This window comes from Pseudomonas sp. LBUM1646, from assembly GCF_059716165.1.
Map to the genome: position 1 here is coordinate 6,310,553 of NZ_CP166810.1, position 13,406 is coordinate 6,323,958.

Annotated in this window: 11 protein-coding genes; 6 read left to right on the forward strand and 5 right to left on the reverse strand. The window is 59.8% G+C overall.

The annotated features are described in order from the left end of the window. The first annotated feature begins 53 nt into the window (after positions 1-53). The 5 genes from pqqB to ACA071_RS28855 all read left to right on the forward strand — a co-directional run bounded on the left by pqqB (position 54) and on the right by ACA071_RS28855 (position 5,058). Positions 54-965 carry a pyrroloquinoline quinone biosynthesis protein PqqB gene (pqqB, locus tag ACA071_RS28835; protein ID WP_497642139.1) on the forward strand — a complete coding sequence of 304 codons (912 nt, stop codon included), beginning with the start codon at positions 54-56 and terminating at the stop codon, positions 963-965. A gap of 129 nt (positions 966-1,094) precedes the next feature. Continuing rightward, complete coding sequence (pqqC, locus tag ACA071_RS28840) at positions 1,095-1,847, forward strand: pyrroloquinoline-quinone synthase PqqC (RefSeq protein ID WP_054044160.1); 753 nt, start codon at positions 1,095-1,097, stop codon at positions 1,845-1,847. Beyond that, complete coding sequence (gene pqqD, locus ACA071_RS28845) at positions 1,844-2,119, forward strand: pyrroloquinoline quinone biosynthesis peptide chaperone PqqD (protein WP_497642140.1); 276 nt, start codon at positions 1,844-1,846, stop codon at positions 2,117-2,119. The genes pqqC and pqqD overlap by 4 nt, the downstream gene beginning before the upstream one ends. Before the next feature lie 4 nt (positions 2,120-2,123). Then, positions 2,124-3,266 (forward strand): pyrroloquinoline quinone biosynthesis protein PqqE, encoded by a 1,143-nt coding sequence (gene pqqE, locus ACA071_RS28850; RefSeq protein WP_497645398.1) that lies wholly within the window; start codon positions 2,124-2,126, stop codon positions 3,264-3,266. Continuing rightward, a complete protein-coding gene (locus tag ACA071_RS28855) occupies positions 3,232-5,058 on the forward strand; it encodes a S9 family peptidase (protein ID WP_497642141.1) in 1,827 nt (608 codons plus the stop codon). Before pqqE ends, ACA071_RS28855 begins: the two co-directional genes overlap by 35 nt. A gap of 140 nt (positions 5,059-5,198) precedes the next feature. On the opposite strand, the gene ACA071_RS28860 is transcribed toward ACA071_RS28855, so the two are convergent. After that, on the reverse strand, positions 5,199-5,357 hold the full coding sequence (locus ACA071_RS28860; protein ID WP_007904205.1) for a YqaE/Pmp3 family membrane protein: 159 nt from the start codon (positions 5,355-5,357) through the stop codon (positions 5,199-5,201). Positions 5,358-5,566: 209 nt separating this feature from the next. Continuing rightward, a complete protein-coding gene (locus ACA071_RS28865; protein ID WP_497642142.1) occupies positions 5,567-6,850 on the reverse strand; it encodes an aspartate aminotransferase family protein in 1,284 nt (427 codons plus the stop codon). A 169-nt stretch (positions 6,851-7,019) separates the two neighbouring features. Here ACA071_RS28865 and ACA071_RS28870 point away from each other — a divergent pair, with 169 nt between their 5' ends. Continuing rightward, positions 7,020-7,940 (forward strand): LysR family transcriptional regulator, encoded by a 921-nt coding sequence (locus ACA071_RS28870; protein ID WP_497642143.1) that lies wholly within the window; start codon positions 7,020-7,022, stop codon positions 7,938-7,940. A gap of 227 nt (positions 7,941-8,167) precedes the next feature. Here the strand turns inward: ACA071_RS28870 and ACA071_RS28875 are convergent, their stop codons facing one another. From ACA071_RS28875 to ACA071_RS28885, 3 genes are all read right to left on the reverse strand, one after another. Next, on the reverse strand, positions 8,168-9,946 hold the full coding sequence (locus ACA071_RS28875) for an acyl-CoA dehydrogenase C-terminal domain-containing protein (RefSeq protein WP_497642144.1): 1,779 nt from the start codon (positions 9,944-9,946) through the stop codon (positions 8,168-8,170). 187 nt (positions 9,947-10,133) lie between these two features. Next, entirely contained in the window at positions 10,134-11,930 is a 1,797-nt protein-coding gene (locus ACA071_RS28880; protein ID WP_497642145.1) for an acyl-CoA dehydrogenase C-terminal domain-containing protein, read from the reverse strand. A 90-nt stretch (positions 11,931-12,020) separates the two neighbouring features. Further along, entirely contained in the window at positions 12,021-13,307 is a 1,287-nt protein-coding gene (locus ACA071_RS28885; protein WP_497642146.1) for a GGDEF domain-containing protein, read from the reverse strand. Between the last annotated feature and the right edge of the window lie 99 nt (positions 13,308-13,406).

A 13,406-nucleotide genomic window follows, 5' to 3' on the forward strand; every position in this document is an offset into this window, starting at 1 on the left:
GCCTCGGTCTGCCGGGGCGTTTTTATTTTCAGCGTTGAAATGATGGAGCAGCCATGTTTGTCCAGATTCTAGGTTCCGCCGCCGGCGGTGGTTTCCCGCAGTGGAATTGCAACTGCGTGAACTGCGCAGGCTTTCGCGACGGCAGCCTGAATGCCAAGGCGCGTACCCAATCGTCCATCGCGATTTCCGATGACGGCGTGAACTGGGTGCTGTGCAATGCCTCGCCGGACATCCGCGCCCAGCTCCAGAGCTTCGCCCCGATGCAACCGGGCCGCGCCCTGCGTGATACCGGGATCAGCGCGATCATCCTGATGGACAGCCAGATCGACCACACCACCGGCCTGCTCAGCCTGCGCGAAGGTTGCCCCCATCAGGTCTGGTGTACTGACATGGTCCACGAAGACCTGAGCAGCGGTTTTCCATTGTTCACCATGCTGACCCACTGGAACGGTGGGCTGAACTGGAACCGTATCGAACTCGACCAGAGTTTCACGGTGCCAGCCTGCCCGAACCTGCGTTTCACCCCGCTGCCGCTGCGCAGCGCTGCACCGCCCTACTCGCCGCACCGCTTCGACCCGCACCCGGGCGACAACATCGGCCTGATCGTCGAAGACCTCAGCACCGGCGGCAAACTGTTTTACGCGCCGGGCCTGGGCAAGGTCGATGCGCCGTTGCTGGAGATCATGGCCGGCAGCGATTGCCTGCTGGTGGACGGCACAATGTGGGACGACGATGAAATGCAGCGCCGTGGCGTCGGCACCCGCACCGGTCGGGAAATGGGTCATTTGGCGCAGAACGGCCCCGGCGGCATGCTGGAAGTGCTGGAACAATTGCCCAAGCAGCGAAAGGTGCTTATCCACATCAATAACACCAATCCGATTCTGGATGAGGATTCGCCGGAACGGGCGGAGCTGGCGCGGCGTGAGGTTGAAGTGGCTTATGACGGTATGAGTATTGTGTTGTAGCTAGCGCCCCCTTCGCAGGCAAGCCTCGCTCCTACAGGTTTGTCGCTGTCCCTTGTAGGAGCGAGGCTTGCCCGCGAAGGCGTCCGACCAGACACCAAAGAATCCACCGGTCCTACCCGGAGAACCGAAATGACTGACACCGCAATGTCCCCCACCGAGTTCGAAGCCGCCCTGCGCGCCAAGGGCGCCTATTACCACATCTATCACCCGTATCACGTGGCGATGTACGAAGGCAGGGCGACCCGCGAGCAGATCCAGGGCTGGGTTGCCAACCGTTTTTACTATCAGGTGAACATCCCCCTGAAAGACGCGGCAATCCTCGCCAACTGCCCCGATCGCGAGATCCGCCGTGAGTGGATTCAGCGCCTGCTCGACCATGACGGCGCCCCCGGCGAAGACGGCGGCATTGAAGCGTGGCTGCGCCTCGGCCAAGCGGTCGGCCTCGACCCGGATCAACTGCGCTCCCAGGAGCTGGTGCTGCCCGGCGTACGTTTCGCCGTGGACGCCTACGTCAACTTCGCCCGTCGGGCCAGTTGGCAGGAAGCCGCCAGCAGCTCATTGACCGAGCTGTTCGCGCCGCAAATCCACCAATCGCGCCTCGATAGTTGGCCACAGCATTACCCATGGATCGACCCGACCGGTTACGAGTATTTCCGCACGCGTTTGGGTCAGGCGCGGCGCGACGTCGAGCACGGTCTGGCAATCACCTTGCAGCACTACACGACGCGGGAAGGCCAGGAGCGCATGCTGGAGATTCTCCAGTTCAAACTGGACATTCTTTGGAGCATGCTCGATGCCATGACCATGGCCTACGAGCTCAATCGCCCGCCGTATCACAGCGTGACCGAACAACGGGTCTGGCATAAAGGAATCACCTTATGAGCTTCGATCGCAGCAAGACCCCATCTTGGCGTACCGGCTACCGTTACCAGTACGAACCGGCGCAGAAAGGCCACGTGCTGCTGTACCCGGAAGGCATGATCAAACTCAATGAAAGCGCCGCGCTGATCGGCGGGTTGATCGACGGCGAACGTGATGTCGCGGCCATCATCGCCGCACTCGACGCGCAGTTCCCCGGCGTGCCCGAACTCGGTGAAGACATCGAGCAATTCATGGAGGTCGCCCGTGCTCAGCACTGGATCGAACTTGCCTGATTCCGTGTCAGACAAGTTACCACCCAAACCCGAAATCGGCCTGCCCTTGTGGTTGCTGGCCGAACTGACGTACCGCTGCCCGCTGCAATGCCCGTACTGCTCCAACCCACTGGATTTTGCCGAGCAGGGCAAAGAACTCAGCACCGAGCAGTGGATCAAGGTCTTTCGCGAAGCGCGGGAGATGGGCGCGGCGCAGTTGGGTTTCTCCGGCGGTGAGCCGCTGGTGCGCCAGGACCTCGCCGAGCTGATCGCCGAGGCGCGCAAATTGGGTTTCTACACCAACCTGATTACCTCCGGCATTGGCCTGACGGAGCAGAAAATCAGCGACTTCAAGAAGGCCGGCCTGGACCATATCCAGATCAGTTTTCAAGCCAGTGATGAGCAGGTGAACAACCTGTTGGCCGGCTCGAAAAAAGCCTTTGCCCAGAAGCTGGAAATGGCCCGCGCGGTGAAAGCCCACGGCTATCCGATGGTGCTGAATTTCGTGACCCATCGGCACAACATCGACAAGATCGACCGGATTATCGAGCTGTGCATCGCCCTTGAAGCGGACTTCGTCGAGCTCGCCACTTGCCAGTTCTACGGTTGGGCGCAGCTCAATCGTGTCGGCTTATTGCCGACCAAGGAGCAACTGGTAAGTGCCGAACGCGTCACCAATGAATACCGCGCGAAACTGGAAGCCGAAGGGCATCCGTGCAAGCTGATTTTCGTCACTCCGGACTATTACGAAGAACGCCCGAAAGCCTGCATGAACGGCTGGGGCAGCATCTTTCTTACAGTCACCCCGGACGGAACCGCCCTGCCTTGTCACGGTGCCCGGCAAATGCCGGTACAGTTTCCCAACGTGCGCGACCACAGCATGCAGCACATCTGGTACGACTCGTTCGGCTTCAACCGCTTTCGCGGTTACGACTGGATGCCCGAGCCGTGCCGCTCCTGCGATGAAAAAGAAAAGGATTTCGGCGGCTGTCGCTGCCAGGCTTTCATGCTCACCGGTGACGCCAGCAATGCCGACCCGGTATGCAGCAAATCGGAACATCACGGCGTGATTCTCAAGGCCCGCGAAGAAGCCGAGCACGCGACCCAAACCATCGAACAACTGGCCTTTCGCAATGAACGAAACTCACGACTCATCGCCAAAAGCTGAACCCTTCAGCGCCATCAGGGCCGTCGCGGCCGGTATCGACTTCGCCGAGTTGCAGCTCGGCCGTCATGGCCTGTTCTGGAACGAGTACCGTCCCGAGGATGCCGCGTGCCGGATCTGGCATTGGCACGACGGCCAGGCGCGATGCCTGACACCACCGGGGTTTAGTGTGCGCAGTCGGGTGTATGAATATGGCGGTGGGGCGTTTTGTCTGACGGATGACGGGGTTGTTTTCGTCAACGAGGCAGACCAGCAGCTGTATCGGCAATCGCTGAAGGGCGAGACGCCTGAGGTGCTGACATCGAGTGGGTGCCGTTATGGCGATCTGCAGTTTGCTAACGGCCAGGTCTTGGCGGTTGAAGAACATCGCGATCAGCATCGGTTGGTAGCCATCGATCTGGTGGACGGCGTGCGTCATTTACTGGCCGAGGGCGCGGACTTTTACGCCGCGCCGACGCTGAGTCCGGATGCTCGACGTTTGGCCTGGATCGAGTGGAGCCGGCCCGATCAGCCGTGGACTGCGACCCGCTTGATGGTTGCCGAACGCCAGAACGAGGGTGGCTTTGGTCAGCCGCGCTGTGTGGCGGGCAATGGTGTCGAGGAGTCGCTGCAACAACCTCGGTTCGATGATTCGGGTCGCTTGTATTGCCTGACGGATCGTGGCGGTTACTGGCAACCGTGGGTGGAATCTGCGCAGGGATTGATCTCGCTGGCAAGCGCCGCTGCCGATCATGGACCGGCGCCGTGGCAGCTCGGTGGCGGCACTTGGTTACCGCTTGGCGAAAACAGTTATCTGGCGAGCTGGACCGAAGACGGCTTTGGCCGGTTGGGTCTTTGCGGCGATGCCCCTGAGGATTTCACCGGGGACTACAGCCGTTTCCGAAGTCTCGCACTGGATGCACAGTTCATTTACTGCATCGCTGCATCGCCCATCAGTTCTTCGGCGGTGATTGCCATCGACCGCAACACCCGACAAGTCAAAGTACTCGCTGGCGGCATTGCACCCTTGCCCGCCGAGCAGATCAGCCGCCCGCAAACCCTGCGCTACCCGAGCGGTTCGGGCGAGGCCCATGGCTTCTTCTACCCAGCGATGACCGGCGCTGCGAAACCGCCGCTGGTGGTGTTTATCCATGGCGGCCCGACCTCGGCCTGCTACCCGATGCTCGACCCGCGCATCCAGTATTGGGCGCAACGCGGCTTCGCCGTGGCCGACCTCAACTACCGTGGCAGCAGCGGCTACGGCCGGGCTTATCGCCAGGCGCTGCATTTGAGCTGGGGCGACGTGGATGTGGAAGATGCCTGTGCCGTGGTCGCCTATCTCACCGAACGCGGGCTGATCGACGGCGATAAGGCCTTCATTCGCGGCGGCAGTGCCGGCGGTTATACAACGCTATGCGCACTGGCCTTTCACAACGTCTTTCGCGCAGGGGCCAGCCTGTATGGCGTGAGCGATCCAGTTGCACTGGCCAGGGCTACGCACAAATTTGAAGGCGACTATCTGGATTGGTTGATTGGCGATCCCGTGCAAGATGCCGAGCGCTACGCCGCCCGCACACCGCTATTGCACGCGAGCAACATCGCCGTGCCGGTGATTTTCTTTCAAGGTGAACTGGATGCCGTGGTGGTGCCGCAGCAAACCCGCGACATGGTCACGGCGCTGGAGGACAACGGCATTCTGGTCGAAGCCCACTACTACACTGATGAGCGCCATGGGTTTCGCAAGGCGGGGAATCAGGCTCATGCGCTGGAGCAGGAGTGGTTGTTTTATCGGCGGGTGATGACGTCGACGGATTGAAGACAGAGCCAGGCGCATAAATAGCGGTGCGTCCTTCGCGAGCAGGCGCGCTCCCACCTTTCATCGCATTCCCCTGTAGGAACCCGGTCAATGTGGGAGCGAGCCTGCTCGCGAAAGCGATCTATCTGGCGCAGCCGATTTCAGCGCTTGGCGATGATGTACACCGCATGCACGATCCCCGGAATATAACCGCACAACGTCAGCAGAATATTCAGCCAGAACGCCCCGGCGAAACCGACTTGCAGAAACACACCCAGGGGCGGCAACAGAATGGCGATGATGATTCGAATAAAGTCCATGGGTCAGCTCCTGATTTGAAGTTGGCTTGTGTAAGCCACACAACCAATCGACCTGTGCCATTTGTCAGGGTTCAGTTCGAGTCTCGGCCTGATACCAGTCTCTCGATGAATCCCCGAGACAAAAAAACGCCCCGCACCAAAAGAATCAGGCGTGGGGCGATGCGTTATTACCGCGAGACGGTTCGGGAATTCGTGTAGGACCGGTCTGATCAGACGGCAATCCCTTTGCGGCACTGCAGTTGTGCAGTGCGCACTCGGGAAAACGCGCGGGCCAGGCGCAGGAGCATTTCGTCGATGTTGGCTTTGCTGACGTTTAAGGCCGGGGTGAAGCGCAGGCAATCAGGTTGCGGGGCGTTGAGCAGCAGGCCTTCGTGGAGCGCCGCTTTGACGACCGCGTCCGCTGAATCGTCCGACAGCGTCAGCCCCCAAAGCAGCCCTTGTCCGCGCAACTCGCCATGGCCGTAGCGATGAGACAGGCGCCCCAAGCCTTCGCCAAGGTACTCACCGGTCTTGCGCACATGCTCGAGAAAGCCTTTGTCGTGCACGCTATCGAATACGGCCAGGCCGGCGGCGGTCATCAGTGCATTGCCATGATGGGTGCCGGTCATTTCACCGATGTCGAAACAGCAGGCCTTGCCCCGGGCCAGCAATGCCGCCAAGGGCACGCCCCCGCCCAGACCTTTGCCGAGGACCACGATATCGGCCCGCACGCCGTAGGATTGTTCCGCGAGCAAAGTGCCGCAGCGGCCAATCCCGGTTTGGACTTCGTCGAGGATCAGCAGGATGCCCAGTTCGCGACACAAGCGTTCGACGCCCTTGAGGTAATGCTCGTCGGCCTCAATCACCCCGGCTTCGCTCTGGATCGGCTCGAGCATGATCGCCACGGTCTGGGCATCCACGGCCGCGTGCAACGCAGGAAGGTCATTGAAAGGGACGTGGTTGAAACCCGGAAGCTGCGGCTCGAATCGGTTGGTCAGGTTTGAACTGTCCGACGCCGACATCGTCCCCAGACTACGACCATGGCACCCTTTGTTGGCGACGATGATCCGCGAAGCGCCGCCACGATGCAGTTGGCCCCATTTGCGGGCCAGTTTGATCGCGGCGTCACAGGCTTCGCTGCCACTGTTGAGCAGGTACGCCTGGTCACTGCCGGTACTGGCGCAGAGGCGCTTCGCGAGGTTGAGCATGCCGCGGTTGTACAGGCCGAAACCGGGATTGATCAGCGCCTGGGCCTGATCCGAGATTGCGTTGACCAGCACGGATGGGCTGTGCCCCAAGCTGTTGGCGCCGCCACCCTGAGTAAAATCCAGATAAGCGCGATCATCGCTGTCCCACAACCACGAGCCTTGGCCCCGCACAAAGATCTGCTGTGGCCGCTCGACACTGGGCATCAGGCACTCGCTGGACAGGTTGTCACTGCGAGATGGCAGTGAAGTGTCCATGACTAGGTCATCCAGACTGGGTGGGTTGCGTCGCAAACTAAACAGATTCATCGCAAAAAGCCTCGTTGGAGGTTTTTAGTCTTTCCTATGTAAACACCATCGTTGCAAACGGTATTCATCGCGCTTTCTGGCCCTGTAAGCCTTATGAATGCGGTTAGACTAGGCTCAGGCACGGCGCTGAGCCATTTCGATTTCAAAGCATTTTCGATAAGTATTACTTATGGATTTCAAGCAACTGCGTTATTTCGTCGCGGTCTACGAAGAAGGCCATGTGGGCCGGGCTGCGGAGCGCCTTTCCATCTCCCAACCGGCGCTGTCGCAACAGATCCGTCACCTCGAACAAAACCTCGATGTGAGCCTGTTCGAACGCAGCAGCAAACGCTTGCTGCCAACCCTGGCGGCTCACACGTTGTACAACCACGCGCTGCCCCTGCTTGACGGTCTGCAACGGGCGCGGGAAGCGCTGGGCAACTTCAAGGGGCAGGCGCTGCGCACCTTGGCCATCGGTGTGTTGCAGACCGTCCACACCAGCCTGGTGCCGCAGATGCTCGAACGGGTGCGCAAGGCGCAGCCGCATCTGGTGGTGCAGATCTATGAGCTGACCGGCCTGGAGATCGAACGGCGCTTGCTCAACGGCTCTCTGGACATCGGCATCAGCTACCTGCCACCCCGTCAGCCAGGTTTGCACGGCGTGATGCTGTACGAAGATGAACTGACCCTCGTCATCCCGGCGGATCATCCATTGCGGGAATTCAAGAAAGTCTCCATGAGCCAGGCTGCGGAATTGCCGATGTTGCTGTTGGGCGAAGAGTTTCAACTGCGACAGATCTGGCAAGCGCAATTGGCCAGCCTGGGACGACGGCCCCAAGTGCAGGCTGAACTGAATAACATGGCAGGGATTCTCGACAGTTTGCCCCACACCCGATTGGCCACAGTCCTGCCGGGGCGCTCGCAAAAGGCCCACGGCAACCATGAACTGCTGTGGAAACCCCTGACGGAGCCGCGCGTGCCACTGAAAGTCGGATTGGTGTGTCGAGATGTGCAACGCCAACAAGCCTCACTGGCACTGTTGCAGACATTGCTGGAAGAAGTGCTGAATGGGCCCGATGCCCGCTTGAACGGCTCGACGACAATGGCCTGAGCACTTTTCTACAGGCAAAAGAAAACCCCGCCGAAGCGGGGCTTTGCAGACTGTTTCCCTGACATCCATTTCACTCCGCCGTCCTGGCAGAATCCTACGTGTCCATGTTGTTGCTTTGCGCTTCCTGCGCGACGTCCATGTGAAGTAGGTTAGCTCTGGATCCAATCGGCGCATATGGGAAAACAGCAGTACGTTATGTAAGAGAATGCTTACATGACGTTACAAGGTCAGAACTGCGAGGCGTCCAGCAGGAACAGCGACTCGCTGCCGGCCTTCACCGATGCGCTCAACGAGTGAATCCGCGGTAGCAGACGGGCAAAATAGAACCGCGCGGTGCCGAGTTTGCTCGCGTAGAAATCGTCCTGCGCTTCTTTGCCAAAGGCTGCCTTGGCCATCAATGCCCACATGTAGGCGTAGGAAACGTATCCGAATGCTTGCAGATACTCGACCGAAGCTGCGCCGATTTCGTTCGGGTTGTTTTTCGCCCGATCCAGCAGCCACGAAGTCAGCTCATCGAGGGTGGTCACCGCGTCGTTCAACGGTTTGGTGAACTCCGCTAGGTCAGTGCTGGCTGTCGCGGTGAAGTGACGAATTTCGTCGGCGAACAAGTTGTAGAACGCCCCGCCGTTGCCAACGATCTTGCGACCGACAAGGTCCAGCGCCTGAATGCCGTTGGTGCCTTCATAGATCTGGGTAATTCGCACGTCGCGAACCAGTTGTTCCTGGCCCCATTCACGGATGTAACCGTGGCCGCCGAACACCTGCTGGCCATGCACAGTGGTTTCCAGGCCCAGATCGGTCAGGAATGCCTTGGCCACTGGCGTCAGCAGAGCGACCAAGTCTTCCGCGCGTTTGCGGGTGGTGGCGTCTTCACTGAACTTGGCCGTGTCCAGTTGCATCGCCACGTACGTCGAGAAGGCACGGCCGCCTTCGTTCGAGGCTTTCATGGTCAGCAGCATGCGACGCACGTCGGGGTGGACGATGATCGGGTCAGCGACTTTGTCTTTGTTTTGCGCGCCGGTCGGCGAACGGCTTTGCAGGCGATCGCGGGCGTATTCGACGGCGTTCTGGTAAGAGCGCTCGCCGGTGGCCAGGCCCTGGATACCGACGCCCAGACGCTCGTAGTTCATCATGGTGAACATCGCCGCCAGGCCTTTATTCGGCTCGCCAACCAGGTAACCCACGGCTTCGTCGAAGTTCATCACACAGGTCGCGGACGCCTGGATGCCCATCTTGTGTTCGATCGAACCGCAGTTCGCAGGGTTGCGTGCGCCGAGGCTGCCGTCGGCATTGACCATGAACTTCGGCACCAGGAACAGCGAAATGCCTTTCGGACCGGCCGGGGCATCCGGCAGTTTGGCCAGTACCAAGTGAATGATGTTTTCGGTCAGGTCGTGTTCGCCACCGGTGATGAAGATCTTGGTGCCGCTGACTTTGTAGGAGCCATCGGCCTGAGGTTCGGCCTTGGTGCGAATGATCCCCAGATCGGTGCCGGCATGCGGCTCGGTCAGGCACATGGAACCGGCCCAGACGCCGGCATACATGTTCGGCAGGTACGCAGCTTTCAGCTCGTCGCTGGCGTGGGCGTTGATCGACAGGCAGGCGCCAGCCGTCAGCATCGGGTACAGACCGAACGACAGGCTGGAGGAGTTGACCATTTCTTCGACCTGGGCCGACACAGCCTTGGGCATGCCCATGCCGCCGTAAGCCGGATCGCCACCGACACCGACCCAACCGCCTTCAGCATAAGTCTGATAAGCCTGTGGGAAACCTGCCGGCGTGGTGACGGCACCGTCCGCCCAATGGCAACCTTCTTCGTCAGCCGCACGGCTCAGAGGCGCGATGCTTTTGCTGGTGACCTTGCCGGCTTCTTCGAGAATGGCTTCGACGGTTTCGGCATCGACCGTATCCGCCAGCGCCGGCAGCTCGGCCCAGAGTTTGGCGACCTCGAAAACTTCATTGAGGACGAAGCGCATATCGCGCAGGGGCGCTTTGTAGTCAGCCATGGCAAACCTCGCAGGATCTAAACGGGTGATTCGTAGGAATTGTGCTTTCGTTGGATTCGAGTGTAACCCAACAACTTTTACGACACATAGGGTCAGCTCATGACCCTTTTGTAATTTTTAGTCACCGACTAGCCGGTCATAAAAAAGCCCGCAGCAAGGCGGGCTCCTTTGTGATGGGTTTAAATGATTAAAGCGCAAACAACTCCGCCGGCAGCTTCATCAAGCAATCACTCCCCGCCTCAATCGCCGCCCGATGAGCGGCAGTGCGCGGAAGCAGACGCTTGAAGTAGAACTCACAGGTCGCCAGTTTGCCCTGGCAATAATCAGCGTCGCCGCTGCCCCCATCGATCTGCGCCTGAGCCACCAGCGCCATACGCAACCACAAATACCCGAGGATGATGTACCCGCTGTACATCAGGTAATCCACCGACGCGGCGCCGACTTCATCCGGATTTTTCATTGCGGCCATGCCGACTTTGGTGGTCACCTCGCCCCACTGCTGATTCAAGCCATTGAGCTGTGCCACGAAGCTGCCGAGTTGCGGATGCTCGGCGTTGGCAGCGCAGAACTTGTGGACGATTTTAGTGAAGCCACGCAGCAATTTGCCTTGGCTACCAAGGACTTTTCGCCCCAGCAAGTCCAACGCCTGAATGCCGTTGGTGCCCTCGTAGATCGGCGCAATCCGGCAGTCGCGGACCAACTGTTCCATGCCCCACTCGCGGATAAAGCCGTGACCGCCAAACACCTGCATACCGTGGTTGGTCACCTCCAGGCCAGTATCAGTCATGAAGGCTTTGCAGATCGGCGTGAGGAACGCCAACAAGTCCTCGGCCTCCTGCCGCGCCGTTGCGTCCGAACTCAGGTGCGCAACATCCAGCAATTGCGCGGTGAAATAGGTCAGCGCCCGGTTGCCTTCGTTGAAGGCCTTCATCGTCAGCAGCATCCGCCGAACGTCGGGGTGAACGATGATTGGGTCGGCGGCTTTTTCCGGGGCTTTCGGGCCGGTCAGCGAGCGCATTTGCAGGCGGTCATTGGCGTATTTGATCGCCCCCTGGAAGCTCGCTTCACCCAGACACAAGCCCTGCATACCGGTGCCCAGGCGCGCGTGATTCATCATGGTGAACATGCAGTTCAGGCCCTTGTTCGCTTCGCCGATCAGGAAGCCTTTGGCCTCGTCAAAATTGAGCACGCAAGTGGCCGACGCCTTGATGCCCATTTTGTGTTCGATGGAACCGCAGGAAACGCCATTGCGCTCGCCGGCCTCCCCGTCACCGTTGGGTAGGAATTTTGGAACGATGAACAGCGAAATGCCCTTGGTCCCGGCTGGCGCGTCTGGCAGTTTGGCCAACACCAAATGAATGATGTTGTCGCTCATGTCGTGTTCGCCGGCCGAGATGAAAATCTTGCTGCCGGTGATCGCGTAACTGCCGTCGGCCTGGGGCACCGCGCGGGTCTTGATGATGCCCAGGTCGGTGCCGCAATGGGCTTCGGTCAGGCACATGGTGCCGGTCCATTGGCCGGCGGTGAGTTTGCTCAGGTAGGTCTGTTTTTGCGCTTCGGTGCCATGGGCGTGAATCGCCGACATCGCGCCGTGAGTCAAACCGGGGTACATGCCCCAGGACGTGTTGCTTGAACCGACCATCTCGCTGATGACCAGGCCCAGCGAGCTCGGCAAACCCTGGCCGCCGTAAGTTGGATCAGCCGCCAGACCATGCCATCCAGCTTCAACGTATTGTGCGAAGGCCTGCTTGAAGCCTGTAGGCGTTGTCACCACACCGTTGTCGAAATGGCAGCCTTCTTCGTCACCGCTTCGATTCAGCGGTGCCAGAACGTTCTCACAGAATTTCGCACCTTCTTCGAGGATCGCATTGACCATGTCCGGGCTGGCATCGGTGGCGCCCAGCGCGGCGTAGTTGCTGTGAAAGTCGAAGACGTGGTCGATCAGAAAGCGCATGTCGCGCAGAGGAGCTTTGTACTCAGGCATGGTCGTTTCTCCGGCAGCAGATCCCTCAAACCTACTGCCGCGAACCACGCCTCACAATCACAGTCCAGACGCTGAATGCGCCGTCATCACTCAACCCGCAGCGGCGTCCATGCGTACCGCGCCACGGCGGCTTTGACCGAATGCCACCACGCAGTTACGCCCGGCGCCCTTGGCGCTGTAGAGCGCCTCGTCCGCAGACTTGAGCACTTGTTCGGGGGTGCGCTGCTCCAGGCGCTCGGCGACGCCGATGCTGACCGTGACCGACACACTGGAAGCGCCGGAACCGGCTCGGCGCTGACGACCTTGCTGATCGTCCTGAGGGCGGTCCGGGTTGCGCAATTGAATGTTGTAGGACGCGATCGACTCGCGAATGACTTCCAGATGCGGCATGCACTCTTCAAGCGTCTTACCCGCGAACACCAGGGCGAATTCCTCGCCACCGTAGCGATACGCCCTACCGCCACCGCTGATCTTGGACAGTTTGCTAGCGACCAGTCGCAGAACCTGATCGCCGACATCGTGACCGTGGGTGTCGTTGAATTTCTTGAAGTGATCGACGTCGCTCATGGCCAGCACGTAATTGCGCCCCAGTCGCTGCATGCGCTCGTTCAAAGCGCGGCGGCCCGGCAGACCGGTCAGTTCGTCGCGGAAGGCCATTTGATAGGCTTCGTGGGCAACGGCCGCGGCAATCATCAGCATCACCTGGCTGCACATGATGTTCAGGGTGAACGGCAGGATGAACGTTTTCGGCAACATCCAGAACAAGCCCAGCAGCCCCACCAATTGCGCGGCGTGCAACGGTCTCGGGTTGCGCCAGTATTGCCAGGCCAGGAGCAAGAACGAGGCGATGAACACCGGGTAGGACAACTGGATCAGGCTCATCCAGGCGCCATGCAAGGCCGGCCAGCGGATTTCCGACAGCCACATGAGCAATGCCTGTGGGTAACTTTGTTCAATGCCCAGCGCCACGCTGCCGAATGCGAGCAACACGGCGAAGCGCGCCACCATGTCCTGGAACAGGTGAGTGCGCTCCTGCCACGCCGCAAACAGGCCGAACAGCAACGGCAGCAGTAAACAACAGAGATGGAAAACCACTGCAGCGTCTTCACGAACCTTGCCGTTGTCACGGTAATAGTCGGTCTGGGTGTCGAGCAGGAAGTAGGCGATGTACACCGCGACCATCAGAAACAGTTCGCGCTGACGTCGGTAAACCGCGCAGTAGGCACCGCCGAGCAACAGCACCAGGGTTGGCAGCACGTTGAACAGCGACGTGAAGAAGACGTTGAGATCCTTGATGTACGCAGCCGAAAGCCCAGCGAGCAATAGCAGTAGAGAGGGCAAGAAATGACTGAAACGTACAGCGGAAGAACGCGGCAAGGGTAAAGCTCCGACCCGGCATAGCAATTGATGGCATTGTGCCTGCAATGCGCACGATTAAGCACACGAAATGTGATGCAGATCACGTGAACGTCTCTT

Bases quoted from the DNA above. Each gene is read 5' to 3' on its own strand.
- pqqB (WP_497642139.1), top strand. From the start codon at position 54: ATGTTTGTCCAGATTCTAGGTTCCGCCGCCGGCGGTGGTTTCCCGCAG.
- pqqC (WP_054044160.1), top strand. From the start codon at position 1,095: ATGACTGACACCGCAATGTCCCCCACCGAGTTCGAAGCCGCCCTGCGC.
- pqqD (WP_497642140.1), top strand. From the start codon at position 1,844: ATGAGCTTCGATCGCAGCAAGACCCCATCTTGGCGTACCGGCTACCGT.
- ACA071_RS28855 (WP_497642141.1), top strand. From the start codon at position 3,232: ATGAACGAAACTCACGACTCATCGCCAAAAGCTGAACCCTTCAGCGCC.
- ACA071_RS28860 (WP_007904205.1), bottom strand. From the start codon at position 5,357: ATGGACTTTATTCGAATCATCATCGCCATTCTGTTGCCGCCCCTGGGT.
- ACA071_RS28865 (WP_497642142.1), bottom strand. From the start codon at position 6,850: ATGAATCTGTTTAGTTTGCGACGCAACCCACCCAGTCTGGATGACCTA.
- ACA071_RS28870 (WP_497642143.1), top strand. From the start codon at position 7,020: ATGGATTTCAAGCAACTGCGTTATTTCGTCGCGGTCTACGAAGAAGGC.
- ACA071_RS28875 (WP_497642144.1), bottom strand. From the start codon at position 9,946: ATGGCTGACTACAAAGCGCCCCTGCGCGATATGCGCTTCGTCCTCAAT.
- ACA071_RS28880 (WP_497642145.1), bottom strand. From the start codon at position 11,930: ATGCCTGAGTACAAAGCTCCTCTGCGCGACATGCGCTTTCTGATCGAC.